This is a genomic window from Citrobacter sp. FDAARGOS_156 (genome assembly GCF_001559235.2).
In the GTDB taxonomy this organism is placed as follows: Bacteria; Pseudomonadota; Gammaproteobacteria; order Enterobacterales; family Enterobacteriaceae; genus Citrobacter; species Citrobacter youngae.
The window spans coordinates 4,345,722-4,370,074 of record NZ_CP014030.2 but is presented as its reverse complement, the minus strand read 5'-3'; the positions used below and the strand labels follow the sequence as shown (position 1 = coordinate 4,370,074).

Below are 24,353 nucleotides of genomic sequence, written 5' to 3'. Positions count from 1 at the left end.
CAGAGAGATTATTTTTCATGAAGGTAAATATCGATACCAGCGATATGCTGTATGCCGAAGCCTGGAATGGCTTTAAAGGTACGGACTGGAAAGAAGAAATTAATGTCCGTGATTTTATTCAGCACAACTATACACCTTATGAAGGGGATGAATCTTTCCTCGCCGAAGCCACGCCTGCGACCACAGCATTGTGGGAAAAAGTCATGGCGGGCATCCGTATTGAAAACTCGACGCATGCGCCGGTTGATTTTGATACCAATATTGCGACGACAATTACCGCACACGATGCGGGTTATATTGAACAGGAACTGGAAAAAATCGTCGGTCTGCAAACGGATAAGCCACTCAAGCGTGCTCTGCATCCGTTTGGCGGCATCAACATGATCAAAAGCTCTTTTGATGCTTATGGCCGTGAAATGGATGCTGATTTTGAGTACCAGTTTACTGAACTGCGTAAAACCCATAACCAGGGTGTATTCGACGCCTACTCTCCGGATATGCTGCGCTGCCGTAAATCCGGCGTGCTGACCGGTCTGCCGGACGGCTATGGTCGTGGCCGTATCATCGGTGACTATCGCCGCGTCGCGCTGTACGGTATCCGCTACCTGGTGCGCGAGCGTGAACTGCAGTTTGCCGATCTCCAGTCGAACCTGGAGTGGGGGCAGAATCTTGAAGCCACGATTCGCCTGCGTGAAGAGCTGTCTGAACATCGCCGCGCCCTGCTGCAAATGCAGGAAATGGCGGCGAAGTATGGCTGCGATATCTCCCGCCCGGCGCGTAATGCGCAGGAAGCGGTGCAGTGGGTGTACTTTGCTTATCTGGCTGCGGTGAAATCGCAGAACGGCGGCGCGATGTCGCTGGGTCGCACCGCATCGTTCCTCGACATTTACATTGAGCGCGATTTCAAAGCGGGAATTTTAGACGAGCAGCAGGCGCAGGAGCTGATCGACCACTTCATTATGAAGATCCGTATGGTACGCTTCCTGCGTACGCCGGAATTCGACACCCTGTTCTCAGGCGACCCTATCTGGGCGACCGAAGTTATCGGCGGTATGGGGCTGGATGGCCGCACGTTGGTGACGAAAAACTCGTTCCGCTACCTGCATACGCTGCACACTATGGGCCCGGCACCTGAGCCGAACCTGACGGTGCTGTGGTCTGAACAGCTACCGATTGCCTTCAAAAAATATGCCGCCCAGGTGTCGATCATCACCTCGTCTTTACAGTACGAAAACGACGATTTGATGCGTGCCGACTTTGACAGCGATGACTATGCCATTGCCTGCTGCGTCAGCCCGATGGTTATCGGCAAACAAATGCAGTTCTTCGGTGCACGTGCCAACCTCGCCAAAACGTTGCTGTATGCAATCAACGGCGGCGTGGATGAGAAGCTGAAAATCCAGGTCGGGCCGAAAACGGCACCGCTGATGGATGACGTGCTGGACTACGATACGGTGATGGAGAGCCTGGACCACTTTATGGACTGGCTGGCCGTGCAGTACATCAGCGCGCTGAACATCATCCACTACATGCACGACAAGTACAGCTACGAAGCCTCGCTGATGGCGCTGCACGATCGTGATGTCTATCGCACGATGGCCTGCGGCATGGCGGGTCTGTCCGTAGCGGCGGATTCTCTGTCGGCTATTAAGTACGCCCGCGTGAAACCGATTCGCGATGAAAACGGCCTGGCAATTGATTTCGAAATCGAAGGCGACTATCCGCAATACGGCAACAACGACGAGCGCGTGGACAGCATTGCCTGCGACCTGGTCGAACGCTTTATGAAGAAAATTAAGGTGTTGCCAACTTACCGTAACGCGGTGCCGACGCAGTCCATCCTGACCATCACTTCCAACGTAGTGTACGGACAGAAAACCGGTAACACGCCGGACGGACGTCGCGCAGGTACGCCGTTTGCGCCAGGGGCGAACCCGATGCATGGCCGCGATCGTAAAGGTGCGGTGGCGTCGTTAACCTCGGTCGCCAAACTGCCGTTTACCTATGCCAAAGACGGTATCTCGTACACCTTCTCCATTGTGCCGGCAGCGCTGGGCAAAGAGGACAGCGTACGTAAAACCAACCTGGTCGGTCTGCTGGACGGTTACTTCCATCATGAAGCGCATGTGGAAGGCGGGCAGCATCTGAACGTTAACGTCATGAACCGTGAAATGTTGATGGATGCCATTGAGCACCCGGAAAACTATCCGAACCTGACGATCCGCGTGTCTGGCTATGCGGTGCGCTTCAACGCGCTGACCCGCGAACAGCAGCAGGATGTTATTTCACGTACTTTCACCCAGGCGCTCTGACGCCGGAGGGACTATGAGAAAAGTTATTGCAACCGAATGTGCGCCAGGGGCGATTGGGCCTTACGTACAGGGTGTGGATCTGGGCAGCATGGTATTGACGTCAGGTCAAATCCCGGTGTGTCCACAGACCGGTGAAGTGGCTGAAAACGTAGCCGATCAGGCGCGTCAAAGCCTGGAAAACGTGAAAGCGATCGTCGAGTCTGCAGGTTTGAAAGTGAGCGATATCGTGAAGACCACCGTTTTCGTTTCCGACCTGAACGACTTCGCCACCATCAATCAGGTGTACCAGCAGTTCTTTGATGAGCATAAGGCAATCTACCCTACGCGCAGCTGCGTGCAGGTCGCCCGCTTACCAAAGGATGTGAAGCTGGAGATTGAAGCCATCGCCGTACGTGGCGACACGCTGTAATCCCTTGCGGGGCGATCTGCGGATCGCCCCGATCCTTAATGAGTGTGAAACCTGGTCTTCACTGAACGGCAATCCGAGGGTGTGGATATGATTAGCGCATTCGATATTTTCAAGATTGGCATTGGACCTTCCAGCTCCCATACCGTGGGGCCAATGAATGCAGGTAAAAGCTTTATTGATCTGTTGGTCAGCAGCGGGGAACTTCCCAGGGCCACACATATTGTGGTCGATCTTTATGGATCGCTTTCCCTGACCGGAAAAGGTCATGCGACAGATGTCGCCATCATGATGGGGCTGGCCGGTAACAGTCCGCAAAACGTTAATATAGATTCAATCGCTGGTTTTACTCAGGAAGTAGCCCGTACCGGACGTTTACCGGTGGCAGAGGGCACGCATATTGTCGATTTCTCCCCAGACGAAAATATTCTCTTTCACGCCGAAACGCTGCCGCGCCATGAAAATGGTATGCGTATCACCGCGTGGAACGGCAGCGAGACGCTGTTAAGCAAAACCTATTACTCCGTCGGCGGTGGTTTTATCGTTGAAGAGGAGCAATTTGGTCAGGCGCATGATGTTGAAGCACACGTGCCCTACAATTTTCATTCCGCCAGCGAACTGCTGAAACTGTGTGAGCGCAACGGGCTGTCTGTTTCCGGCCTGATGATGCAAAACGAACTGGCGATGCGCAGCAAAGAAGAAATCGATGCTGGCTTTGCTGCCATTTGGGACGTCATGCATGCCGGGATTGAGCGCGGCATGAATACCGAAGGTGTGCTTCCGGGCCCGCTTAATGTACCGCGTCGCGCCGTGGCACTGCGTCGGCTGCTGGTTTCCAGCGACAACCTGTCCAGCGACCCGATGAACGTCATTGACTGGATCAACATGTTCGCGCTGGCCGTGAGCGAAGAAAACGCCGCCGGGTGTCGGGTGGTGACCGCACCGACCAACGGTGCATGCGGGATTATTCCCGCCGTCCTGGCCTATTACGACAAGTTCCGCCGTCCGGTGAATGCCAACTCCATCGCCCGTTATTTGCTGGCCGCGGGGGCGATAGGTGCGCTGTATAAGATGAATGCCTCGATTTCGGGTGCCGAAGTCGGCTGCCAGGGGGAAATTGGCGTAGCCTGTTCAATGGCGGCTGCCGGGTTGACAGAGTTGCTTGGCGGTAGCCCGTCTCAGGTGTGTATTGCGGCGGAAATCGCTATGGAGCATAACCTGGGGCTGACCTGCGATCCGGTGGCCGGGCAGGTGCAAATCCCGTGCATTGAACGTAATGCGATCAACGCAGTGAAAGCCGTCAACGCCGCGCGCATGGCGCTACGTAGGACGTCAGAACCACGCGTTTCGCTCGATAAAGTGATCGAGACCATGTATGAGACGGGCAAAGACATGAACGACAAATACCGTGAAACTTCACGTGGAGGCCTGGCTATCAAAGTGATTTGCACTTAACTGAATTTGTGTTTATTTCTCCTTTGGGCGCACTTGAGTGCGCCCTTTTTTTGTTGTGATCTGCTTCAAAAATAGAAAATAATCCCATTTTGTAAATATAAAATAGAATAATTTTATTAAACATCATGAAATGAAGGGGTATTTATGTGAAGTTTTTCTCTGACCCTCGGCGTATGATTTCTCCATTCTAACGAACTCGCCTGCACGACTCGTACCGCGTATCGCATTGATGCGGAACGGAAAAATAATAAAACCTTACCCTACATTTTGAGCGAGATTTTTATGGAAACGGCAACGAATAACAGCGTAATACTCGACGCATCAGCGCCTGCGCGTCGGGCGGGAATGACCGAAAGCGAATGGCGGGAAGCTATTAAGTTCGACAGCACGGACACCGGCTGGGTCATTATGAGTATTGGGATGGCGATTGGTGCGGGGATTGTTTTCCTTCCCGTCCAGGTAGGATTGATGGGGCTGTGGGTGTTCTTGCTGTCCTCTATCATTGGCTACCCAGCCATGTATCTGTTCCAGCGCCTGTTTATTAACACGCTGGCGGAATCTCCGGAATGCAAAGACTACCCGAGCGTAATCAGCGGCTATTTGGGTAAAAACTGGGGCATCCTGTTAGGCGCATTATATTTTGTGATGCTGGTAATCTGGATGTTCGTCTACTCCACGGCTATCACTAACGATAGCGCCTCTTATCTGCACACTTTTGGCGTTACTGAAGGTTTACTGTCCGACAGCCCGTTCTATGGCCTGGTGCTGATTTGCATCCTGGTGGCCATCTCGTCACGCGGAGAAAAACTGCTGTTTAAAATCTCCACCGGCATGGTGCTGACCAAGCTGCTGGTGGTGGCTGCGCTTGGTGTATCGATGGTGGGAATGTGGCATTTGTATAACGCGGGCTCACTGCCGCCGATGGCGCTGCTGATCAAAAACGCAATTATCACGCTGCCGTTTACCCTGACTTCAATTCTGTTTATTCAGACGCTAAGCCCGATGGTTATTTCGTACCGCTCTCGTGAGAAATCGATTGAGGTGGCACGCCATAAAGCTCTGCGTGCTATGAACATCGCATTCGGTATTCTGTTTGTCACCGTCTTTTTCTACGCCGTTTCCTTCACGCTGGCGATGGGGCATGACGAAGCGGTTAAAGCCTATGAGCAGAACATTTCCGCTCTGGCGATTGCTGCGCAGTTTATCAGTGGTGATGGTGCAGGTTGGGTGAAAATCGTCAGCGTTATCCTGAACATTTTCGCCGTGATGACCGCCTTCTTCGGTGTTTACTTAGGCTTTCGTGAAGCGACTCAGGGGATCGTAATGAACGTGCTGCGCCGCAAAATGCCAGCCGAGAAAATCAACGAAACCCTGGTTCAGCGCGGCATTATGGTTTTCGCCATCCTGCTGGCCTGGAGTGCAATTGTGCTCAATGCGCCGGTGCTGAGCTTCACCTCTATTTGTAGCCCAATCTTCGGCATGGTGGGCTGCTTGATCCCGGCCTGGCTGGTCTACAAAGTTCCTGCATTGCACAAATACAAAGGCGCCTCTCTGTACCTGATTATCGTCACCGGCCTGTTGTTGTGCGTTTCTCCGTTCCTGGCATTTTCCTGAGTTATCTGAGCAAGGGTTGTTGTTATGTTTGAGACTACATTGAATCCATTATGGGATAGTTTTATTCGCGCGGTGCAGGAAGAAGTAAAACCTGCGCTGGGTTGTACTGAACCTATCTCTCTGGCTCTGGCTGCGGCCGTCGCTTCTGCTGAGCTGGACGGCGCGGTGGAACGCATTGATGCGTGGGTCTCACCAAACCTGATGAAAAACGGCATGGGCGTTACCGTGCCGGGTACCGGGATGGTAGGTCTTCCCGTAGCGGCTGCGCTGGGGGCTTTGGGGGGAAATGCCGAGGCTGGGTTAGAAGTACTGAAAGACGCGTCGCCACAAGCGATTGCTGATGCGAAAACGATGCTTAACGCAGGGAAGGTTGCTGTGATGCTGCAGGAGCCTTGCGAGGACATCCTCTTTTCCCGCGCGAAGGTTTACGGTGCTGAAGGATGGGCGTGCGTGACGATTGTGGGCGGTCATACCAACATTGTACACATCGAGACCAATAACGGCGTGGTGTTCACAACAGAACAGAACGCTGAGGAAGAGAAGCAAGAGTCGCCGCTGGCGGTATTGTCTCACACCTCGCTGGAAGAGATTCTGGCGTTCGTGAACGCGGTACCGTTTGAGTCGATCCGCTTTATTCTTGATGCGGCAAAACTGAACGGTGCGCTGTCTCAGGAAGGACTGCGCGGCAACTGGGGCTTGCACATCGGAACTACGCTGGAGAAGCAGTGCGCCCGTGGTCTGCTGGCGAACGATCTCTCCACTGCCATTCTTATTCGTACCAGCGCGGCATCGGATGCGCGAATGGGCGGGGCGACGCTGCCGGCCATGAGCAACTCCGGTTCTGGTAATCAGGGGATTACCGCCACCGTCCCAGTGATGGTGGTAGCTGAGCATTTTGGCGCAGATGAGGAGAAACTGGCGCGTGCGCTGATGCTGTCTCATCTGAGCGCTATTTACATCCATCATCAGCTTCCGCGTTTGTCTGCGCTGTGCGCGGCAACCACGGCCGCAATGGGCGCCGCGGCGGGGATGGCATGGATCGTGGATGGTCGCTACAACACCATCGCGATGGCGATCAGCAGCATGATTGGCGACGTGAGTGGGATGATTTGCGATGGCGCCTCGAACAGTTGCGCAATGAAAGTCTCTACCAGTGCGTCAGCAGCCTGGAAAGCGGTACTCATGGCGCTGGACGATACCGCAGTGACGGGGAATGAAGGCATTGTGGCGCATAACGTGGAGCAATCTATCTCTAACCTGTGTGCGCTGGCGTGTCGTTCGATGCAGGAAACCGACAAGCAGATCATTGAGATCATGGCCAGTAAGGCACATTAATCTCCTGGCCGGGTAAGGCGGAGTCGTCACCCGGCCTAAGTCAAAGCCGCCTTTTCAGGCGGCTTCTTCATCTTCCAGCCGTAGCTCAGCATCGGCCACAATCGCTTCCAGCTCTGTCAGCATTTCTTCATAGCCGAAGGGAACTGTCTCCCGTTTTTCCAGCGCAGCCTGCGGCTGGCGTTTTTTTGATGACTTCTTGCTCAATAGTCGTACTCCCTTGATTCCAATGACTATACGGGCAAATCTATCAGCAAAGCGCGCAGCGGGGTATCGGCAACTAACGTTATGTTAGTTTCATCACGAATAAATGCGCCATCACCGCAGGTAAGCGCCTCTTTTTCGGCACCTGAAGTGACCGCGTGGAACGTGCCATGGATCGACTGCAAATACGCGCGAGGTCCATGTAACTGAAAACTCAGTGATTCACCTTTTTGCAACTCAACATGATGTACCCAGACCTGCTGGCGAAGATGCAGGCTACCCTGTTCACCGTCCGGTGAGGCCAGCAGCTGATGCTTACCTGCACTCAGCGTGGCTTTCTGTACGCAGGCGTTTTCGCGCTGCGGGCAAGCGTCCAGCCATAGCTGCATTCTGGTCAGGGGCTTATCTTTGCTGATATTGTGCTCGCTGTAGCTGATCCCAGGTTGCGTAGCGAGCAGTAACACCTCTCCGGCTTTGGCCTGAATATGGTTACCTTCGCTGTCGCGATACTCTGCTTCCCCTTCGAGGATCAGATTGACGATATCAACCTTTGGATAGGTACGTGGCTGGAAAGAGGCCCCCGGTGCCAGAACTTCCTGGTTCAGAACACGCAGCGAGGCATAACCCAGCAGTTTAGGATCAAAATAGTGTCCAAAGGAGAAGGTATAACGGGCCTGCAGCCAGCCGTAGTCTGCTTGCCCGCATTGTTTGGCTGTACGGGTAGTAATCATAGTTCTTGACCTCTCTTTACTTCCTTTTATGTTAAATGGCTAGACGCTGCATTGTTAGCCAGATATTCTGCCCGGTATGTTCAAATTTCCTGAATGAGAACGAGATGGCCAAAGAACGGGCTTTAACGCTTGAAGCGTTACGCGTCATGGACGCAATAGACAGGCGCGGCAGCTTTGCCGCCGCGGCAGATGAACTGGGACGCGTACCTTCCGCCCTCAGCTACACCATGCAGAAACTGGAAGAAGAGCTGGACGTGGTGCTGTTTGACCGCTCAGGTCACCGCACAAAATTTACCAACGTCGGGCGTATGCTGCTTGAACGTGGCCGCGTGTTGCTGGAGGCTGCGGATAAACTGACGACCGATGCTGAAGCACTGGCCCGTGGTTGGGAAACGCATCTGACGATTGTCACTGAAGCGTTGGTGCCAACGGCGGCATTCTTCCCGCTTATCGACCGCCTTGCCGGAAAGGCGAACACGCAGCTTTCCGTCATCACTGAAGTGCTGGCCGGGGCGTGGGAGCGTCTGGAGCAAGGGCGGGCGGATATCGTGATCGCGCCGGATATGCATTTCCGCTCATCCTCAGAAATTAACTCGCGCAAGCTGTACTCGCTGATGAACGTCTATGTGGCGGCGCCGGATCACCCGATCCACCAGGAGCCGGAACCGTTGTCAGAAGTCACTCGTGTGAAATACCGGGGCATAGCGGTGGCGGATACTGCCCGTGAGCGCCCGGTGCTGACAGTTCAGCTTCTCGATAAACAACCACGCCTGACGGTGAGTACGATAGAAGATAAACGCCAGGCGCTGTTGGCTGGACTTGGCGTGGCGACGATGCCATACCCGCTGGTGGAAGCGGATATTGCGGCTGGCCGGCTGCGTGTGGTTAGCCCGGAATCGACAAACGAAATAGATATCATCATGGCCTGGCGTCGGGACAGTATGGGCGAAGCGAAGTCCTGGTGTTTGCGGGAAATCCCCAAGCTGTTTGCCGGGAAATAAGAAATGCGCCCCTTCAACGGAAGGGGCGTATTTAAATTCAGGACAACTGTTTGGGGTCAGCGCCGAAGCGGTTGCTCCCCGGTGTGCCGTTTTGACAGTTGAAAATAATGATGACCAACCAGCCGACGATCGGGATCAGCAGCACCAGTAGCCACCAGGCTGAACGGTCGGTGTCATGTAAACGCCGGAACTGTACCGCCCACCACGGTATAAAAACCAGAATTGCATAAATCGTTGTTAATACGCCTTCTCCCCCGGTGCGTTGCCAGCCAAACATCCTGTCTAACACGCTCAGCACGAACGTAAAGATGATGTTGACCAAAATAAACATCCAGTACTCTTTGCGCCGTGCACGACCACCAAAACCAAAGTAGTTCTTTAATACGTTTAAATACCAATCCATTTTCGCCTCGTTCTGCGTTCAATTACTTGTTTTTAAAGCAATCAAATTAAGAATAGCTGCGAATGGAATGCTGGTAAATGTTTGTAGTATTAATTATTTGGCCCCAAACGGAGACCTGTGTAAATTATGCAAAACGGCTGTCACGTCCATGAGGTTCGCTGAGGTCCTGCCACGGGCCGATTGAAATAATACCGGTCGGGTTGATCGTTTTGTGGCTACGGAAGTAGTGATTGCGGATGTGATCGAAATTGACGGTCTCCGCAATGCCTGGCATCTGGTAGATATCACGCAGAAAACCGTACAGATTCAGGTAGTCACTGATGCGGTGTTTGTCGCACTTGAAGTGGGTGACATAAACCGGATCAAAACGTACCAGCGTGGTCCACAGGCGAATATCGGCCTCGGTTAGCTGGTCGCCGGTCAGGTAGCGATGCTGACCCAGGATCTGCTCCAGTCGAGCCAGCGATTGAAAGACTTTTTCTACGGCGTCGTCGTAAGCTTCCTGGCTGGTGGCAAACCCGGCTTTATATACGCCGTTATTGACGTTGTCATAAATCCAACTGTTCAGATCGTCAATTTTACTTTGCAGAGTCGGTGGATAGTAATCCCCGGCTTTTGCGCCCAGCGCATCAAACGCAGTGTTAAACATGCGGATGATTTCTGCAGATTCGTTGCTCACGATGGTGTGATTTTTTTTATCCCACAGCACCGGAACCGTTACCCGGCCGCTGTAGTGCGGATCGGCGTGTAAATACAGTTGATAGAGAAACTCGTGCTGGTAAAGCGTATCGCCGGTGGCCGCTGGGAAGTTGTCATCAAAGGTCCAGCCGTTTTCCAGCATCAGCGGATTGACAACGGAAACGGAAATAAACGGTTCCAGCCCTTTGAGTTTACGCAAAATCAGCGTGCGATGCGCCCACGGACAGGCCAGAGAAACGTACAGGTGATAGCGGTCTTTTTCGGCGGCGAAGCCACCTTCACCCGTTGGGCCTGGGGCGCCATCCGCGGTGAGCCAGTTACGGAAAGCCGATGCAGAGCGTTGAAATTTCCCCCCGGTTGATTTGGTGTCGTACCAGGTGTCATGCCAGACGCCGTCAATGAGTTGTCCCATAATTTTCGCTCCTCAGATAGCAAAAGCGAGGAGATATCTCCTCGCTTTTTGATGTGTTCAGTATAGTTTGCTTACCACTTTTTATTCAGTACGCGGTCAATACTGAATGCGCCCGGACCGGTGATAGCCAGCAGCAGGAAGCCGCCTGAGATGGTCAGGTTTTTCATAAACATCAGAGAGTTCACACCTTCCGCAAAGTTGCTGTGGAAGAGGAATGCCGTCAGCAGCGTGAAGCCTGCGGTGAACAGCGCGGTAGTACGGGTCAGGAAACCGAACAGAATTGCCAGACCGCCGCCAAACTCAAGCAGAATCACCAGCGGCAACATAAATCCTGGGACGCCCATGGCTTCCATGTACTGTTGGGTACCCGCATATCCGGTGATTTTTCCCCAACCTGCGGTAATAAACAGGATTGGCATCAGAATGCGCGCTACCAGTACACCAACATCTTCTAATTTCTTCATCATACTCTCCAGGAAACCACTCAGGCGGCTTATTGTGTTTTTTTGTGCAACGACGCCGCAGAGGGCGTCATTGCTGTCGATGAAGAGAATAATAAACGTGGCTAATGAGAATTGTTAGCAAGGAAAACTGTCAGAAATTTTCAAAAAATTTGAGGTTAGGTGGAAGGTGAGGGGATCAGCCGCGCAGCTGCTGTTGTCTGATGGTCGATTTCACCAGACGCCAGATGCTCCAGGCGCTAAAGCCGCGTTTGGCCCAGCGTACCAGCAGGTTCGGATTACGGATGGTGCGAACCGCCATAATACTGCTCCCGACTAACACCCAACCACGCAGGTTCAACAGCGTTTTCCAGCCGCGATCGTAGACTTCAGTAGCCTCCAGCCAGTCGCGGCGAGTGGCTGACAGATCCAGCCGTTGCTGCTGGATCTGTCCAAGCAGTTGCGCCTTACGCTGTAGACGTTCGACTTTACTGCTCATTATGCATCATCCTCCAGGGCCTTCCTGTCGTTAGCGAGTTCATTGCGCGTATGGCGCAGCAGCGTTGTTTTACGCGCTTTTCGCAACGTCCATAGCCCACCGATAAGCGCTAAAAGCAACAGCACAACGGTAGTGGCAATCATGGCGTTCAGGCGATATTGAGGGTCGATGGCCCAGATGATAAGCACCATCAGGCTCATCAGACCAAACGCCGCAAACAGCATGGTCAGCCCAAGCATCAGCAGGATCTGGATGAGATTGGCTTTTTCCTCTTCCAGCTCAACGACGGCCAACCGCAGCCGCGTCTCTACGATCTCAACAAAAATCGTCAGGACCCGTTGTCCAATCCCCAGGACGCTTTTGCCTGGACCTTGTGCGTGTTGAGAGTCAGCCATTGTTAGCGGCGCGACAGCAGTACACCAAGCACCACACCGACCGCAGCGCCAATGCCGACGCCTGTCCATGGGTTTTCGCGCACATAGTTGTCGGCTTTAGCGGCCGCTTCACGGGTTTGCTTAGCAATCACATCGCTGGTCTCGCTCAGACGATGGCGGCTCTCGCGCAGCGCATGTTCGGCTTTGCTGCGAATTTTACTCATCTCTTCCTTCGACTTATCGCCAGAGGAGCTCAGTACTTCTTCGAGCGTATCCGCAAGGGATTTCAGTTCAGCGCGCAGATTTTCCGTAGCGTTATCTTTTGACATAGTTTTCTCCAGGTGAGTGGGTAGTTACCTTACTTAGTAATCGCGGGTCTCAAGTTCTTTCAGCTCTTTCTGAGCTTCTGCAAGCTTACGTTCGCGTTTTGCGATTTTATCCGCATCGCCTTTTTGCTTAGCTTCGGCTAAATCACGCTGACGTTCGGCTATCTCATTTTTCTGCTCTGCGATTTTTTTCTGGTGATTCGCGCGCAGTTTGCTGTCAGTACAGTTTGCCCGAACTTCACTAAGCGCTTTGTTTAACCCATTGATGCGGCTCTGATTATTGTGCTTTTCGGCATAACTAATTTCCCGCTGAATATCTTGTTCTTTTTCCTGACAGAGGGTGGACGCGTAGCTGCCGGCGCTGAGTGCGAAAATGCTAATGGCCAAAGCGATGCGGTATTTCATTCTTGAACCTTCCATTGTGATGCGACCCGATGTTTTGTGGTCGATGCTCCAGAATAATAAAGCTGTAGGTCATAACTTCAGTTTATTAATCATAGGCACTAAACGGTGAAATCACCAAAGTGAGTGATCTAATTCAGATTCCTGGAGATTAACCAAAGCGGTGCGGTGTATCCCGTAAACGAGATAACCACTGCACTGCCTGATTGTCATCATCCTGTTGAGCGATAACGAAGCCGTGTGGCAACGTTCGGTCCAACACGACCTTTGCGGCTGCGCTCTGCGCGCTGGAATCAAAGGTGATCAGCAGCGCGTCATTTTGCGGAGTAATGCTTTTAAAGCGAATGCCGTTGGCGTCCAGGTGATGCCAGATAGAGAAACCATCAGGCATGCTGGCTCCCTGGTTTACAGCACGAATGGCAAGCGTTGACTCCTGCTGGCGGATGACCGACCAGGTCAGGAGCAGCGCGCCGATAAACAACATAAAGGTGGTGGACCAGGCCAGTCGTCGGATCGTTATGCGTGATTTCAGCATAATTTACCCTCGGTTCCCGTATTTCTTTTTCCAGAGTACAACCAGTGAACCGGCCAGGCCAACCACCAGTAATACGACAGGAAGCAGCATCAGGCAGGACATGAGCTGATCTTCATACTTAAGAAAAACAGGTGTTTTGCCCAGTAGATAGCCTAGCGTGGTCAGAATCAGTACCCACAATAGCCCGCTCATCCAGTTGAAGAACTGAAAACGTGCATTATTCAGGCCTGACAGCCCGGCAATGGTCGGCAGTAATGTTCTGACGAACGCAATGAAGCGACCGACCAACAGCGCGGATAAGCCATGCTTGTGGAAAAGATGATGCGCGCGTTGGTGATAATGAGCCGGAAGATGTGAAAGCCAGTTCTGCACAGTGCGGGTATTACCCAACCATCGGCCCTGAATATAGCTGAGCCAACAACCGAGGCTGGCTGCGGTGGTGAGTAGCAGTACCGTTTGCGGAAAACCCATTGCGCCTTTGGCAATAAGAACGCCGACCAGTACCAGCAAACTGTCACCAGGTAAAAAGGCCGCGGGTAGCAACCCATTTTCCAGAAACAAAATTGTAAACAGTACAAAATACAGCATACCAATCATGGAAGGATTGGCCAGAGTTTCAAAATCCTGAGCCCATAAAGCATTCAATAATTGAGTCAGTAGTTCCATTCAATATTCCTGGAGAATCGGTTGTCGTCATGCCGGTTTTCTGGAGTTTGTAACGCCGCAATTTTATTGGTGTTTTTTACATGGTTCGCGGTCTGACACAAATTCACGGCCTGAACTATTCCCTGTAAAGTTGTGAAGTAAGCAAGCTCTCAAACATAAAAATTCAAATAGCATCTAATTGTAACAAAGGTCAACGTTGTCCGTTATATAAATTACGGTGGTTGAACTCTGATTTTGCTGATCGCAAGGGAGTGAGGCGAGAGGATTTACACAGGCTGACACTTTATACCTAATGCTTACTGAGTGTCAGAAACAGGCGCTGTTATCGCGCCTGTGAAAGTCAGAACGTTTATTTTGTGCTGTTTGCCGCGGTATCCAGATGAACGACCGGATTTTCCGTGAAAAGGTAACGATCCGCGTTGAACTCGAAATCATCGCTGGTTTCGTTAAACAGCATCTGTTTCGTGTTCTCAAGGTGCTGCCACATCGCCAGCTTGGCTGCATGCGGATCTTTGCGAATTAATGCCCGCAGGATCTGGTCATGGTCATCACACCAGTTGTCTACCGTGCGCAGATCAATGTGATCGTGCAATTTCTTCCAGTAGGGGTTGTGAACGCGCTGAGTCCACATTTTTTCAACAATGGCGGCCAGAGCTGAGTTTTGCGTCGCTAGCGCGACCTGAACATGGAACTGCAGGTCCCATTCGGAGTCACGAAAGCTTTTTTCGTTGCGCGACTTCTCCTGGATTTCCATCAGTTTCATGATGTCCTGCTTGGTCACCTGGGTGGCGGCAAACTCGGCGATGTTGCTCTCAATAAGCTGACGCGCTTGCAGCAATTCAAAAGGACCGTAGCTGGCGAACTCCAGACCTTCGTCGGGAGCAACATAATGTTTGGGTTGGTTAGAGATGACGTGGATACCTGATCCTTTACGCACCTCAACGTAGCCTTCAACCTCGAGCATGATAATCGCTTCACGAACCACGGTACGGCTGACATTCTTTTCATCGGCAATAAAGCGCTCGGCGGGAAGTTTATCGCCCACCAGATAGACGCCTTGCTCGATGCGTTCTTTTAGATCGGCAGCAAGTTGTTGGTACAAACGTCGTGGTTCAGTGATTTCCATATGCACTCCAGGCATGATACAGCAGACTATATTTGTTATACCACTTTTGCGATGGCGGCTCTACTCGCACCGACAAAAAAGCCGCCAGTTAACTGGCGGCTCTGCATTATATACCTATGACGACTAGCGTCAGGTTAATTTTGCGTAGCGGGAGAGCCGGTTTGCGGACCTGAATCAATCTCGCTTGCCGATTTGTTCTGCAGTACCGTCCAGATGACTAACGCACCGAGCAGGTCGAATACTGCCAGTACGGCGAACAGCGGGCTAAAGCCGATGGTATCAGCCAGGGCGCCAACGACCAGGGCAAACAGAGTACTCGCCAGCCAGGCTGACATCCCCGTCAGGCCGTTAGCTGTCGCGACCTCATTGCGGCCAAATACGTCAGAAGAGAGCGTAATCAGCGCGCCAGACAGTGCCTGGTGAGCAAAACCACCGACGCACAGCAGGGCAATAGCAATATACGGGCTGGTAAACAGACCAATCATCCCTGGGCCAATCATCAGCAGTGCACCCATGGTGACGACCATTTTACGGGACACGATCAGGTTTACGCCGAACCAGCGCTGGAACAGTGGCGGTAAGTAACCCCCGATGATACAGCCCAGGTCAGCGAACAGCATTGGCATCCACGCGAACATCGCGATCTCTTTCAGGTTAAAGCCGTAGACTTTAAACATGAACAGCGGGATCCAGGCGTTGAATGTCCCCCAGGCTGGTTCTGCCAGAAAACGTGGCAGTGCGATACCCCAGAACTGGCGGTTACGCAGGATCTGGCCAAGCGACATTTTCTTCGCTGTGCTGTTTTTATGCTGTGATTCCTGACCGTTAAGGATGTAATCACGCTCTTCGTCAGACAGTTTTTTCTGGTCGCGCGGGTGCTTATAGAAGACAAGCCAGGACATCGCCCAGATGAAGCTCAGGGCACCAGAAATAATGAACGCCATCTGCCAGCTGTGCATGACGATAGCCCACACGACCAGCGGCGGAGCGATCATCGCGCCAATAGAAGAGCCGACGTTAAAGTAACCTACGGCAATCGAACGCTCTTTTGCCGGGAACCATTCTGAACTGGCTTTCAGACCCGCAGGGATCATCGCGGCTTCTGCGGCACCGACTGCGCCTCGTGCCAGTGCCAGTCCACCCCAGCTACCAGCCAGCGCCGTGGCACCACAGAAGACGGCCCACAGAACGGCGAACATCGCGTAGCCTACTTTGGTGCCGAGCACATCCAGCACGTAGCCAGCAACGGGTTGCATTACGGTGTAAGCAGCAGAATACGCTGCGATGATATAGGAATACTGTTGAGTGGAGATGTGTAACTCTTCCATCAGAGTTGGCGCAGCTGCCGCCACAGTGTTACGTGTCAGGTAACCCAGCACGGTGCCAAGCGTCACCAGTGCGATCATGTACCAACGTAACCCTTTAATTTTACGCATGTAAAACCTCATCGTTTTGTTATGTCCGCTAACGAGCGGTCATCTTCCAGTCCAGGGCGGAGGATGTTCTTTTACGAAGGGCGTGACCGAAAAAAAACCGGCACTGCCCCGAACTTTGCCATGTCAATGATTGTGCTAATTCGGTTTCCGTACCGGTCAATCCGATGGCGGACCATCGGTAATTTGCATTCCGTCGGCTTATGTATCGCGACGGCAAAAAGATAACTTGTCATACAGCTTTAAAAGGTGAGTGCCATCACAAAAGTGTGAATCTTCGTGTGGTCATTAATTCGATTCAGCAAAGCCAGTGTTGGCGCGGCTTGCCGTGAGTTTTACCTCTTTGAGAGTAATTTTTTTGTCATCATTTGTTGATCTAACTCACGAAAATATCTTCAGCGTATGGAAATTGGTGTGATAACTTTGACAACATCAAAACATAAGCAATCTGACGCACTCGCTGAGAGGAAGACGATAATGACCCCGTTTATGACTGAAGATTTCCTGCTGGATACCGAATTTGCCCGCCGTCTGTATCATGATTACGCTAAAGACCAGCCAATCTTCGACTACCACTGCCATTTGCCGCCGCAACAAATCGCGGATAACTACCGTTTTAATAACCTGTATGACATCTGGCTGAAAGGTGATCACTACAAGTGGCGCGCCATGCGCACTAACGGCGTCGCTGAACGCTTGTGTACCGGTGATGCGTCCGATCGCGAGAAGTTTGATGCATGGGCCGCGACGGTCCCACACACCATCGGTAACCCGCTCTACCACTGGACGCATCTTGAACTGCGTCGCCCATTTGGTATTACAGGTAAGCTGTTGTCTCCTGCAACTGCCGATGAAATCTGGAATCAGTGCAACGAATTGCTGGCGCAGGATCGGTTTTCCGCACGTGGAATCATGCAGCAGATGAATGTGAAAATGGTCGGCACCACCGATGACCCGATCGATTCTCTGGAGCATCACGCAGCGGTCGCGAAAGACAGCACCTTTGCTATCAAAGTGCTGCCAAGCTGGCGTCCGGATAAAGCCTTCAACATTGAACTGGCGACCTTTAACGATTACATGGCGAAGCTCGGTGAAGTGTCTGACACCGAGATCCGCCGCTTTACCGACCTGCAAACCGCGCTTACTAAACGTCTTGATCACTTTGCTGCGCACGGCTGTAAAGTCTCCGACCATGCGCTGGATGTGGTGTTGTTTGCCGAGTCTAACGAAGCTGAACTGGATAACATCCTGGCGCGTCGTCTGGCGGGTGAAACCCTGAGCGAGCATGAAGTTGCCCAGTTTAAAACTGCCGTACTGGTGTTCCTTGGCGCTGAATATGCTCGTCGCGAATGGGTGCAGCAGTACCACATTGGCGCACTGCGTAATAACAACCTGCGTCAGTTCAAACTGCTGGGCGCGGATGTCGGTTTTGACTCCATTAACGATCGTCCGATGGCTGAAGAACTGTCCAAACTGCTAAGCAAGCAGAATGAACAGAACCTGCTGCCGAAAACCATCCTGTACTGCCTGAACCCGCGCGATAACGAAGTGCTGGGCACCATGATCGGTAACTTCCAGGGCGAAGGTATGCCGGGCAAAATGCAGTTCGGTTCCGGCTGGTGGTTCAACGACCAGAAAGACGGGATGGAACGTCAGATGACCCAACTGGCACAGCTCGGTCTGCTGAGCCGTTTTGTGGGTATGCTGACTGATAGCCGCAGCTTCCTGTCTTACACGCGCCATGAATACTTCCGCCGTATTCTGTGCCAGATGATTGGCCGTTGGGTTGCCGCCGGTGAAGCACCTGCCGACATCCAGCTGCTGGGTGAGATGGTGAGAAATATTTGCTTCAACAATGCGCGTGATTACTTCGCCATTGAACTGAACTAAGAGCCTATCCATTAGGCTATTTTACTTGCCAGTTTGAACCTGGTCAGTGCTCAAAATCCTCACGTACTGCGTGTACGCTCCGGTTTTTGCGCGCTGTCCGTGTCCAAACTGGCTGCGACAATATACGCCTACTGAGATAGGCTCTAAGGTCCGGGTTGATATGCAATACATCAAGATCCATGCGCTGGATAACGTCGCGGTAGCGCTCGCTGATTTGGCTGAAGGGACTGAAGTTACCGTTGATGGTCAGGTCGTCACCCTGCGCCAGGCGGTGACTCGCGGTCATAAATTCGCTTTACGCGATATTGCGAAAGGCGAAAACGTCATTAAATACGGTTTGCCAATCGGCCATACGCTGGCGGACGTTGCGGCGGGTGAGCATATTCATGCTCATAACACGCGCACCAATCTGAGCGACCTGGACACGTATCGCTACCAACCTGATTTCCAGCCGGAAGTCGCGCAACCTGCCGATCGCGATGTGCAGATTTATCGTCGCGCGAACGGTGACGTTGGGGTGCGTAATGAACTGTGGATCCTGCCAACCGTAGGCTGCGTCAACGCCATGGCGCGCCAGATGCAGAACCGTTTCCTGAAAGAAACGAATGACGCTGACGGTATCGACGGCGTGCATCTCTTCAGCCACACCTACGGCTGCTCGCAGCTTGGCGATGACCACATCAACACTCGCACCATGCTGCAAAACATGGTGCGTCACCCGAATGCGGGGGCGGTGCTGGTGGTTGGCCTCGGTTGTGAAAACAACCAGGTGGATGCTTTCCGCGAAACGTTAGGGGAGTATGATCCTGACCGCGTTCACTTTATGGTCTGCCAGCATCAGGAAGACGAAGTGGAAGCAGGGATTGAACATCTCCATCAGCTGTACAACGTGATGCGTAACGATAAGCGCGAGCCGGGTAAGCTCGGCGAGCTGAAGTTTGGTCTGGAATGTGGCGGATCTGACGGCTTGTCCGGGATCACCGCTAACCCGATGCTGGGACGTTTCTCTGACTACGTGATCGCCAACGGCGGGACTACCGTGCTGACTGAAGTTCCGGAGATGTTCGGTGCCGAGCAGCTATTAATGGACCACTGCCGCGATGAAGAAACCTTCGGTAAGCTGGTGACCATGGTCAATGACTTCAAGCAATACTTCATTGCTCACGACCAGCCGATCTACGAGAACCCATCGCCGGGGAACAAAGCGGGTGGTATCACCACGCTGGAAGATAAATCACTGGGCTGTACACAGAAAGCGGGTTCCAGCAAAGTTGTCGATGTACTACGCTACGGTGAACGCCTGAAAACGCCTGGTCTGAATCTGTTAAGTGCTCCGGGTAATGACGCCGTTGCGACCAGTGCGCTGGCGGGGGCCGGCTGTCATATGGTGTTGTTCAGTACCGGGCGCGGTACACCGTACGGCGGTTTTGTACCGACGGTGAAAATCGCGACCAACAGCGAGCTGGCCGCGAAGAAAAAGCATTGGATCGATTTTGATGCCGGGCAGCTAATCCACGGTAAAGCGATGCCGCAATTGCTGAACGAGTTTGTCGATACCATCGTTGAGTTTGCTAACGGCAAGCAAACCTGCAATGAGCGCAACGATTTCCGGGAACTCGCGCTGTTTAAGTCGGGAGTGACGCTGTAATAAATCCCTGATGGTGCCTGCAGGTCTGCGCAAACCGTAGGCCTGATAAGCGTAGCGCCATCAGGCACAAACCGTTGCCGGATGCTGGCGAACGCGCCTTATCCGGCCTACAAAATGGAGTTGGGGTTGCTTGCATGACCGCGTATTGGCTGGCCCAGGGCGTAGGTGTCATCGCCTTTCTGATCGGTATTACCACTTTTTTTAATCGTGACGAGCGCCGGTTCCGGCTACAGCTCGCCGTCTATAGCGCCACCATTGGCGTGCATTTTTTCCTGATGGGGGCCTGGCCCGCGGGAATGAGCGCCGAGCTTAATACCGTACGCACGCTCGTCTCAATGCATACCCGCAAACTGTGGGTAATGACCGTTTTTATTGTCCTCACGCTGGTTCTTGGGTTGGCAAAATTGCAGCATGCGATGGAGCTGTTGCCGATAATCGGCACGCTTGCCAGTACCTGGGCACTGTTTCGTTGCAAAGGGTTAACCGTGCGCTGTGTGATGTGGTGTGCAACCGCCTGCTGGGTTGTTCATAATTTCTGGTTAGGATCGATTGGCGGGACGATGATCGAAGGCAGCTTTCTGGTGATGAACGGCCTGAACATTATCCGCTTTCGGCGGATGCAAAAGCGCGGAATTGATCCGTTCAAAATTGAAAAAAGCGTACAGCAAGAAAAGCCCTCCGCCCGATGACGGAGGGGCTGTGATTAGCCGCGCAGGGCGTTATTTGCCAGACGTTCGTCTTCAGCCTGGCAGGCTGCTGCGGTAAACAGCACGTCAGTAGAAGAGTTCAGCGCCGTTTCACAGGAGTCCTGCAATACACCGATGATAAAGCCAACGGCCACCACCTGCATGGCGATGTCATTCGGGATACCGAACATATTGCACGCCAGCGGGATCAGCAGCAGGGAGCCACCCGCTACGCCCGATGCGCCGCAGGCGCACAGCGACGCCACCACGCTCAGTAACAGCGCCGTCGGTAAATCAACCGGGACTCCCAGCGTATTCACCGCCGCCAGCGTCAGTACGGTAATGGTGATCGCCGCGCCCGCCATATTGATGGTGGCGCCCAGTGGGATAGATACCGAGTAGGTATCACGGTCCAGATTCAGCTTTTCACACAGCGCCATATTCACCGGAATGTTGGCGGCAGAGCTACGGGTAAAGAAAGCGTACACGCCGCTTTCGCGCAGACAGGCCAGCACCAGCGGATACGGGTTACGGCGAATTTTCCAGAATACCAGCAGCGGGTTGACCACCAGCGCCACCAACAGCATACAACCGACCAGTACGGTCAGCAGCTGCGCATAGCCCCACAGCGTGGCAAAACCGGTGGTTGCCAGCGTGGAGGAGACCAGGCCGAAGATGCCGATCGGGGCGAAGCGGATCACCAGCTTCACCATAAAGGTAACGGCGTTGGACATATCATTGACCAGATTTTTGGTCGTTTCATTACCGTGGCGCAACGCAAAGCCCAGACCGACGGCCCAGACCAGAATACCGATATAGTTGGCGTTAAGCAGGGCGTCAATTGGGTTGGAAACCATGCTCATCAGCAGGCTACGCATCACTTCAACAATACCGGATGGCGGCACGATATCGCCAGCGCTGCTGGAAAGGTGCAGTGTCGACGGGAAGGCGAAGCTGAAGACGACGGCTGCTAACGCGGCTGAAAACGTTCCGAGCAGGTAGAGGAACAGGATGGGGCGGATGTTGGTTTTTTGCCCGTGCTGGTGGTTGGCGATAGAGGCCATGACCAGCATCAAAACCAGAATTGGCGCGACGGCTTTTAATGCGCCGACGAACAGCGTACCCAGCAGACCAACGGCTTCTGCCGCAGGTTTTGACACCAGTGCGAGTAAAATCCCCAGTACCAAACCTACCAAAATTTGTTTAACCAGGCTCCCTTGCGCCAAACGCAAGAGTAGCCCCGATGAACGTTGCGTAGTCATGTCGTGATCCTTTGATTGTGTTGTTGCTCATCCATTGTGCGTTCTCATGACGCATCTTTCTGGATGTAACAAAGTGTTTGCCTGGTTGAGTATAAGGAAAGATAAAGCTTCGGGAAGAGAAATATGCTGGATTCCGCGTTGAGATCATATTTTATAACTTTGGGTTAACATTATTTTGACATGATAAACAAAAAGCCCGACGCACATAGTGTGCCGTCGGGCTTTTCAGCTAGCAGATAACGTTACTGTATTTGCTGCTTTTTATCGTGCTGGTGGTTGACCCACGCGTTCACAATCAGCGTTACAAACAGAATACCGAACACTACGCCTAACGAAATAGCGATCGGGATATGGTAGAAATCGACGATCAGCATCTTGATACCGATAAACACCAGAATGACCGCCAGACCGTACTTCAGCATGGAGAAACGCTCTGCAACGCCTGCCAGCAGGAAGTACATCGCGCGCAGACCTAAAATAGCAAACAGGTTCGAGGTCAACACGATGAACGGATCGGTGGTGACGGCGAAGATTGCCGGAATACTGTCGACGGCGAAAATCACGTCGCTCAGCTCAACCAGGATCAATACCAGCATCAGCGGCGTCGCAAATAGCAGACCGTTTTTACGCACGAAGAATTTTTCATCTTCGATGGTATCGGTCATGCGTAAATGGCCGCGCAGCCAGCGTACTAACGGTCTGTCGCCGATACCGGAGGCATCTTCTTTCGCCAGCGCCATCTTCACGCCGGTAAACAGCAGGAACGCGCCGAACACGTACAGCAGCCACTCAAACTGGGCGATAAGCCAACTGCCGGCGAAGATCATGATCGTACGTAATACAATCGCACCCAGTACGCCATACACCAGTACCCGACGCTGCAATGCAGGGGGGACGGAGAAGTAGCTGAACAGCATCAGCCAGACAAAGACGTTATCTACTGCCAGCGATTTTTCAATTAAATAGCCGGTAAGGAACGCCAGCGCCTGCGGGTCGGCAACGGCGCGGCCCTGAGTCTCAGCCAGGTACCACCAGAATGCCGCGTTAAACAGCAACGACAACGTTACCCAGACGATTGACCAGGCCGCAGCCTGCTTCATCGACATCGTGTGCGCGCCACGACGACCCTGCAACAGCAGGTCAATGGCCAGCATAATGACCACCACAACAGCGAAGCCACCCCATAACAACGGTGTGCCGACAGTATTCATTTTATTTCCCCATGCATAAAAAAACGGCCAACGCCGAATGACGTTAGCCGCTGCTTTTTATGCATAGACCTTGCCATTCGGCAAGGTCTCACTTACAACAACAAAGGAATACGATGGCGTATTCCTTTGTTATCGCCCGGTGACCGGATGTGGTTTTTCACACATCGTAATGACGATCAACCGACAACGAAGTTACTCCCCTTTGCGGGTTACAAAATATTACAGGCCATGCATTCAGTCAATGGCCTGCAACATTCGTTTTACACACATTTACGCAGTCAGCGAGGTTACCGCTTCGTCTGCCGGGAAAACCACGCCGGTCTGGCGGCGAATTTCCGTTTGCAGTTTAGCGGTGATACGACTGACGGCCAGTGCCGGGTGATCCACTTCGCCGGATTCAACCAAATGGGCAAACGCCTCTGCCTCATACAGCATAGTATTGATGTGCTGAGGCACCGTAAGATCCTGCGTTTTGCCCCCGCGCGGAATAAAGCACACTTTCTGACACTCGGAAATCTTCTCGATAACCAGTGACCCTGATTCGCCCTGAATTTCGCTGGCCAGTACGGAATCACTGACTTTCGAGTGCTGCAACGTGACGCTAAAATCGCCGTAATTGAGTACGACCACGCCGTGGGCATCCACGCCGCTTTCCAGCAGGCTGGCGCTGGCCTGAACGCTCAGTGGTTCGCCCCACAGCGCAACCGCCGAGGCCAGGCAGTAAAAACCGATATCCATAATCGAGCCATTGGAGAACGCCGGATTAAACGTATTGGGATTTTCACCGTCGAGATAGCGCTGGTAACGCGAGGAGTACTGGCAGTAATTGATAAACGCTTTTCTGATTCTTCCAACTTTGGGAAGAGATTCCTGTAACAGCAGGAAGTTAGGCAGGCTGGCGGTCTTAAATGCTTCAAACAGCACCACCTGGTTTTCACGCGCGCAGGCGATAGCGGCTTCGGCTTGCGCCAGGTTTGAGGCCAGCGGTTTCTCACAAATGACATGCTTTTTGTGCTGTAGAAACAGCGTTGTCTGCGGGAAGTGCAGAGAGTTCGGACTGGCAATGTAAACGGCATCAATCGCGTCGCTTTGCGCCATGGCCTCCAGCGAGGTAAACAGATGCTCGACGGGGTAATCGTTGGCGAAGGTCTGTGCCTGCTCAAGGCTACGGGAATAGACTGCGGTTAACTTATACTTGCCGGTTTCATGGGCGGCATCGACAAACTGGCGGGTGATCCAGTTTGTGCCAATTACTGCGAAACGTATCATAAAGGCCTTCAGGCTGC

25 protein-coding genes are annotated in these 24,353 nt (G+C 52.8%); 9 read left to right on the top strand and 16 right to left on the bottom strand.

Features of this window, described 5'->3' with window-relative positions:
- The first annotated feature begins 17 nt into the window (after positions 1-17).
- The 5 genes from pflB to AL515_RS21510 all read left to right on the top strand — a co-directional run bounded on the left by pflB (position 18) and on the right by AL515_RS21510 (position 7,122).
- Positions 18-2,312: a formate C-acetyltransferase gene (gene pflB, locus AL515_RS21530; RefSeq protein ID WP_048213356.1), complete on the top strand. Its 2,295-nt coding sequence runs from the start codon at positions 18-20 to the stop codon at positions 2,310-2,312.
- A gap of 13 nt (positions 2,313-2,325) precedes the next feature.
- Positions 2,326-2,721 carry an enamine/imine deaminase gene (locus tag AL515_RS21525; RefSeq protein WP_003828585.1) on the top strand — a complete coding sequence of 132 codons (396 nt, stop codon included), beginning with the start codon at positions 2,326-2,328 and terminating at the stop codon, positions 2,719-2,721.
- An 87-nt stretch (positions 2,722-2,808) separates the two neighbouring features.
- Positions 2,809-4,173, top strand: a complete 1,365-nt coding sequence (gene tdcG, locus AL515_RS21520) for an L-serine ammonia-lyase (protein ID WP_061068663.1) — start codon at positions 2,809-2,811, stop codon at positions 4,171-4,173.
- Positions 4,174-4,455: 282 nt separating this feature from the next.
- Positions 4,456-5,787, top strand: coding sequence for an amino acid permease (locus tag AL515_RS21515; protein WP_048213353.1), 1,332 nt, complete (start codon positions 4,456-4,458; stop codon positions 5,785-5,787).
- Positions 5,788-5,811: 24 nt separating this feature from the next.
- Positions 5,812-7,122 carry an L-cysteine desulfidase family protein gene (locus AL515_RS21510; RefSeq protein ID WP_061068662.1) on the top strand — a complete coding sequence of 437 codons (1,311 nt, stop codon included), beginning with the start codon at positions 5,812-5,814 and terminating at the stop codon, positions 7,120-7,122.
- A gap of 54 nt (positions 7,123-7,176) precedes the next feature.
- On the opposite strand, the gene AL515_RS23670 is transcribed toward AL515_RS21510, so the two are convergent.
- Positions 7,177-7,326, bottom strand: a complete 150-nt coding sequence (locus tag AL515_RS23670) for a hypothetical protein (RefSeq protein WP_192575271.1) — start codon at positions 7,324-7,326, stop codon at positions 7,177-7,179.
- Between the two features lie 26 nt (positions 7,327-7,352).
- Positions 7,353-8,054 carry a pirin family protein gene (locus AL515_RS21505; protein ID WP_048213351.1) on the bottom strand — a complete coding sequence of 234 codons (702 nt, stop codon included), beginning with the start codon at positions 8,052-8,054 and terminating at the stop codon, positions 7,353-7,355.
- 104 nt (positions 8,055-8,158) lie between these two features.
- Here AL515_RS21505 and yhaJ point away from each other — a divergent pair, with 104 nt between their 5' ends.
- Positions 8,159-9,055, top strand: a complete 897-nt coding sequence (gene yhaJ / locus AL515_RS21500; protein ID WP_048213350.1) for a DNA-binding transcriptional regulator YhaJ — start codon at positions 8,159-8,161, stop codon at positions 9,053-9,055.
- A 37-nt stretch (positions 9,056-9,092) separates the two neighbouring features.
- Here yhaJ and AL515_RS21495 read toward each other — a convergent pair whose 3' ends face one another.
- The 11 genes from AL515_RS21495 to exuT all read right to left on the bottom strand — a co-directional run bounded on the left by AL515_RS21495 (position 9,093) and on the right by exuT (position 16,373).
- Positions 9,093-9,458, bottom strand: a complete 366-nt coding sequence (locus AL515_RS21495; protein ID WP_048213349.1) for a DUF805 domain-containing protein — start codon at positions 9,456-9,458, stop codon at positions 9,093-9,095.
- Positions 9,459-9,582: 124 nt separating this feature from the next.
- The gene (gene yqjG, locus AL515_RS21490) at positions 9,583-10,569 is read right to left on the bottom strand and encodes a glutathionyl-hydroquinone reductase YqjG (RefSeq protein ID WP_061068661.1); all 987 of its coding nucleotides are present in this window, start codon (positions 10,567-10,569) and stop codon (positions 9,583-9,585) included.
- A gap of 71 nt (positions 10,570-10,640) precedes the next feature.
- The gene (locus AL515_RS21485) at positions 10,641-11,033 is read right to left on the bottom strand and encodes a DoxX family protein (protein WP_048213347.1); all 393 of its coding nucleotides are present in this window, start codon (positions 11,031-11,033) and stop codon (positions 10,641-10,643) included.
- A 175-nt stretch (positions 11,034-11,208) separates the two neighbouring features.
- Positions 11,209-11,508, bottom strand: coding sequence for a YqjK-like family protein (locus tag AL515_RS21480; RefSeq protein WP_048213346.1), 300 nt, complete (start codon positions 11,506-11,508; stop codon positions 11,209-11,211).
- Positions 11,508-11,903 carry a phage holin family protein gene (locus AL515_RS21475; protein WP_048213345.1) on the bottom strand — a complete coding sequence of 132 codons (396 nt, stop codon included), beginning with the start codon at positions 11,901-11,903 and terminating at the stop codon, positions 11,508-11,510. Before AL515_RS21475 ends, AL515_RS21480 begins: the two co-directional genes overlap by 1 nt.
- 2 nt (positions 11,904-11,905) lie before the next feature.
- A complete protein-coding gene (locus AL515_RS21470) occupies positions 11,906-12,211 on the bottom strand; it encodes a DUF883 family protein (RefSeq protein ID WP_003024832.1) in 306 nt (101 codons plus the stop codon).
- A 33-nt stretch (positions 12,212-12,244) separates the two neighbouring features.
- Positions 12,245-12,613 (bottom strand): DUF1090 domain-containing protein, encoded by a 369-nt coding sequence (locus AL515_RS21465; RefSeq protein WP_061068660.1) that lies wholly within the window; start codon positions 12,611-12,613, stop codon positions 12,245-12,247.
- A 148-nt stretch (positions 12,614-12,761) separates the two neighbouring features.
- Entirely contained in the window at positions 12,762-13,145 is a 384-nt protein-coding gene (mzrA, locus tag AL515_RS21460) for an EnvZ/OmpR regulon moderator MzrA (protein ID WP_048213343.1), read from the bottom strand.
- A gap of 3 nt (positions 13,146-13,148) precedes the next feature.
- Positions 13,149-13,811 carry a DedA family general envelope maintenance protein YqjA gene (gene yqjA / locus AL515_RS21455; protein ID WP_005131462.1) on the bottom strand — a complete coding sequence of 221 codons (663 nt, stop codon included), beginning with the start codon at positions 13,809-13,811 and terminating at the stop codon, positions 13,149-13,151.
- Between the two features lie 349 nt (positions 13,812-14,160).
- On the bottom strand, positions 14,161-14,937 hold the full coding sequence (exuR, locus tag AL515_RS21450; protein ID WP_005131459.1) for a transcriptional regulator ExuR: 777 nt from the start codon (positions 14,935-14,937) through the stop codon (positions 14,161-14,163).
- Between the two features lie 134 nt (positions 14,938-15,071).
- Entirely contained in the window at positions 15,072-16,373 is a 1,302-nt protein-coding gene (gene exuT / locus AL515_RS21445; RefSeq protein ID WP_048213342.1) for a hexuronate transporter ExuT, read from the bottom strand.
- A gap of 474 nt (positions 16,374-16,847) precedes the next feature.
- On the opposite strand from exuT, the gene uxaC reads away from it, so the two are divergent.
- From uxaC to AL515_RS21430, 3 genes are all read left to right on the top strand, one after another.
- The gene (uxaC, locus tag AL515_RS21440; protein ID WP_048213341.1) at positions 16,848-18,260 is read left to right on the top strand and encodes a glucuronate isomerase; all 1,413 of its coding nucleotides are present in this window, start codon (positions 16,848-16,850) and stop codon (positions 18,258-18,260) included.
- Positions 18,261-18,420: 160 nt separating this feature from the next.
- Complete coding sequence (locus tag AL515_RS21435) at positions 18,421-19,908, top strand: UxaA family hydrolase (protein WP_048213340.1); 1,488 nt, start codon at positions 18,421-18,423, stop codon at positions 19,906-19,908.
- 134 nt (positions 19,909-20,042) lie between these two features.
- A complete protein-coding gene (locus tag AL515_RS21430; RefSeq protein ID WP_061068659.1) occupies positions 20,043-20,597 on the top strand; it encodes a YgjV family protein in 555 nt (184 codons plus the stop codon).
- Positions 20,598-20,611: 14 nt separating this feature from the next.
- On the opposite strand, the gene sstT is transcribed toward AL515_RS21430, so the two are convergent.
- From sstT to AL515_RS21415, 3 genes are all read right to left on the bottom strand, one after another.
- Positions 20,612-21,856 carry a serine/threonine transporter SstT gene (gene sstT, locus AL515_RS21425; protein ID WP_061068658.1) on the bottom strand — a complete coding sequence of 415 codons (1,245 nt, stop codon included), beginning with the start codon at positions 21,854-21,856 and terminating at the stop codon, positions 20,612-20,614.
- A gap of 242 nt (positions 21,857-22,098) precedes the next feature.
- Positions 22,099-23,067 carry a TerC family protein gene (locus tag AL515_RS21420; RefSeq protein ID WP_061068657.1) on the bottom strand — a complete coding sequence of 323 codons (969 nt, stop codon included), beginning with the start codon at positions 23,065-23,067 and terminating at the stop codon, positions 22,099-22,101.
- Positions 23,068-23,337: 270 nt separating this feature from the next.
- Complete coding sequence (locus tag AL515_RS21415) at positions 23,338-24,336, bottom strand: Gfo/Idh/MocA family protein (RefSeq protein WP_048213336.1); 999 nt, start codon at positions 24,334-24,336, stop codon at positions 23,338-23,340.
- Positions 24,337-24,353: the final 17 nt, after the last annotated feature.

Excerpts from the sequence above, each read along its gene's own strand:
- pflB (WP_048213356.1), top strand. The coding sequence starts at position 18 with ATGAAGGTAAATATCGATACCAGCGATATGCTGTATGCCGAAGCCTGG.
- AL515_RS21525 (WP_003828585.1), top strand. The coding sequence starts at position 2,326 with ATGAGAAAAGTTATTGCAACCGAATGTGCGCCAGGGGCGATTGGGCCT.
- tdcG (WP_061068663.1), top strand. The coding sequence starts at position 2,809 with ATGATTAGCGCATTCGATATTTTCAAGATTGGCATTGGACCTTCCAGC.
- AL515_RS21515 (WP_048213353.1), top strand. The coding sequence starts at position 4,456 with ATGGAAACGGCAACGAATAACAGCGTAATACTCGACGCATCAGCGCCT.
- AL515_RS21510 (WP_061068662.1), top strand. The coding sequence starts at position 5,812 with ATGTTTGAGACTACATTGAATCCATTATGGGATAGTTTTATTCGCGCG.
- AL515_RS21505 (WP_048213351.1), bottom strand. The coding sequence starts at position 8,054 with ATGATTACTACCCGTACAGCCAAACAATGCGGGCAAGCAGACTACGGC.
- yhaJ (WP_048213350.1), top strand. The coding sequence starts at position 8,159 with ATGGCCAAAGAACGGGCTTTAACGCTTGAAGCGTTACGCGTCATGGAC.
- AL515_RS21495 (WP_048213349.1), bottom strand. The coding sequence starts at position 9,458 with ATGGATTGGTATTTAAACGTATTAAAGAACTACTTTGGTTTTGGTGGT.
- yqjG (WP_061068661.1), bottom strand. The coding sequence starts at position 10,569 with ATGGGACAACTCATTGACGGCGTCTGGCATGACACCTGGTACGACACC.
- AL515_RS21485 (WP_048213347.1), bottom strand. The coding sequence starts at position 11,033 with ATGAAGAAATTAGAAGATGTTGGTGTACTGGTAGCGCGCATTCTGATG.
- AL515_RS21480 (WP_048213346.1), bottom strand. The coding sequence starts at position 11,508 with ATGAGCAGTAAAGTCGAACGTCTACAGCGTAAGGCGCAACTGCTTGGA.
- AL515_RS21475 (WP_048213345.1), bottom strand. The coding sequence starts at position 11,903 with ATGGCTGACTCTCAACACGCACAAGGTCCAGGCAAAAGCGTCCTGGGG.
- AL515_RS21470 (WP_003024832.1), bottom strand. The coding sequence starts at position 12,211 with ATGTCAAAAGATAACGCTACGGAAAATCTGCGCGCTGAACTGAAATCC.
- AL515_RS21465 (WP_061068660.1), bottom strand. The coding sequence starts at position 12,613 with ATGAAATACCGCATCGCTTTGGCCATTAGCATTTTCGCACTCAGCGCC.
- mzrA (WP_048213343.1), bottom strand. The coding sequence starts at position 13,145 with ATGCTGAAATCACGCATAACGATCCGACGACTGGCCTGGTCCACCACC.
- yqjA (WP_005131462.1), bottom strand. The coding sequence starts at position 13,811 with ATGGAACTACTGACTCAATTATTGAATGCTTTATGGGCTCAGGATTTT.
- exuR (WP_005131459.1), bottom strand. The coding sequence starts at position 14,937 with ATGGAAATCACTGAACCACGACGTTTGTACCAACAACTTGCTGCCGAT.
- exuT (WP_048213342.1), bottom strand. The coding sequence starts at position 16,373 with ATGCGTAAAATTAAAGGGTTACGTTGGTACATGATCGCACTGGTGACG.
- uxaC (WP_048213341.1), top strand. The coding sequence starts at position 16,848 with ATGACCCCGTTTATGACTGAAGATTTCCTGCTGGATACCGAATTTGCC.
- AL515_RS21435 (WP_048213340.1), top strand. The coding sequence starts at position 18,421 with ATGCAATACATCAAGATCCATGCGCTGGATAACGTCGCGGTAGCGCTC.
- AL515_RS21430 (WP_061068659.1), top strand. The coding sequence starts at position 20,043 with ATGACCGCGTATTGGCTGGCCCAGGGCGTAGGTGTCATCGCCTTTCTG.
- sstT (WP_061068658.1), bottom strand. The coding sequence starts at position 21,856 with ATGACTACGCAACGTTCATCGGGGCTACTCTTGCGTTTGGCGCAAGGG.
- AL515_RS21420 (WP_061068657.1), bottom strand. The coding sequence starts at position 23,067 with ATGAATACTGTCGGCACACCGTTGTTATGGGGTGGCTTCGCTGTTGTG.
- AL515_RS21415 (WP_048213336.1), bottom strand. The coding sequence starts at position 24,336 with ATGATACGTTTCGCAGTAATTGGCACAAACTGGATCACCCGCCAGTTT.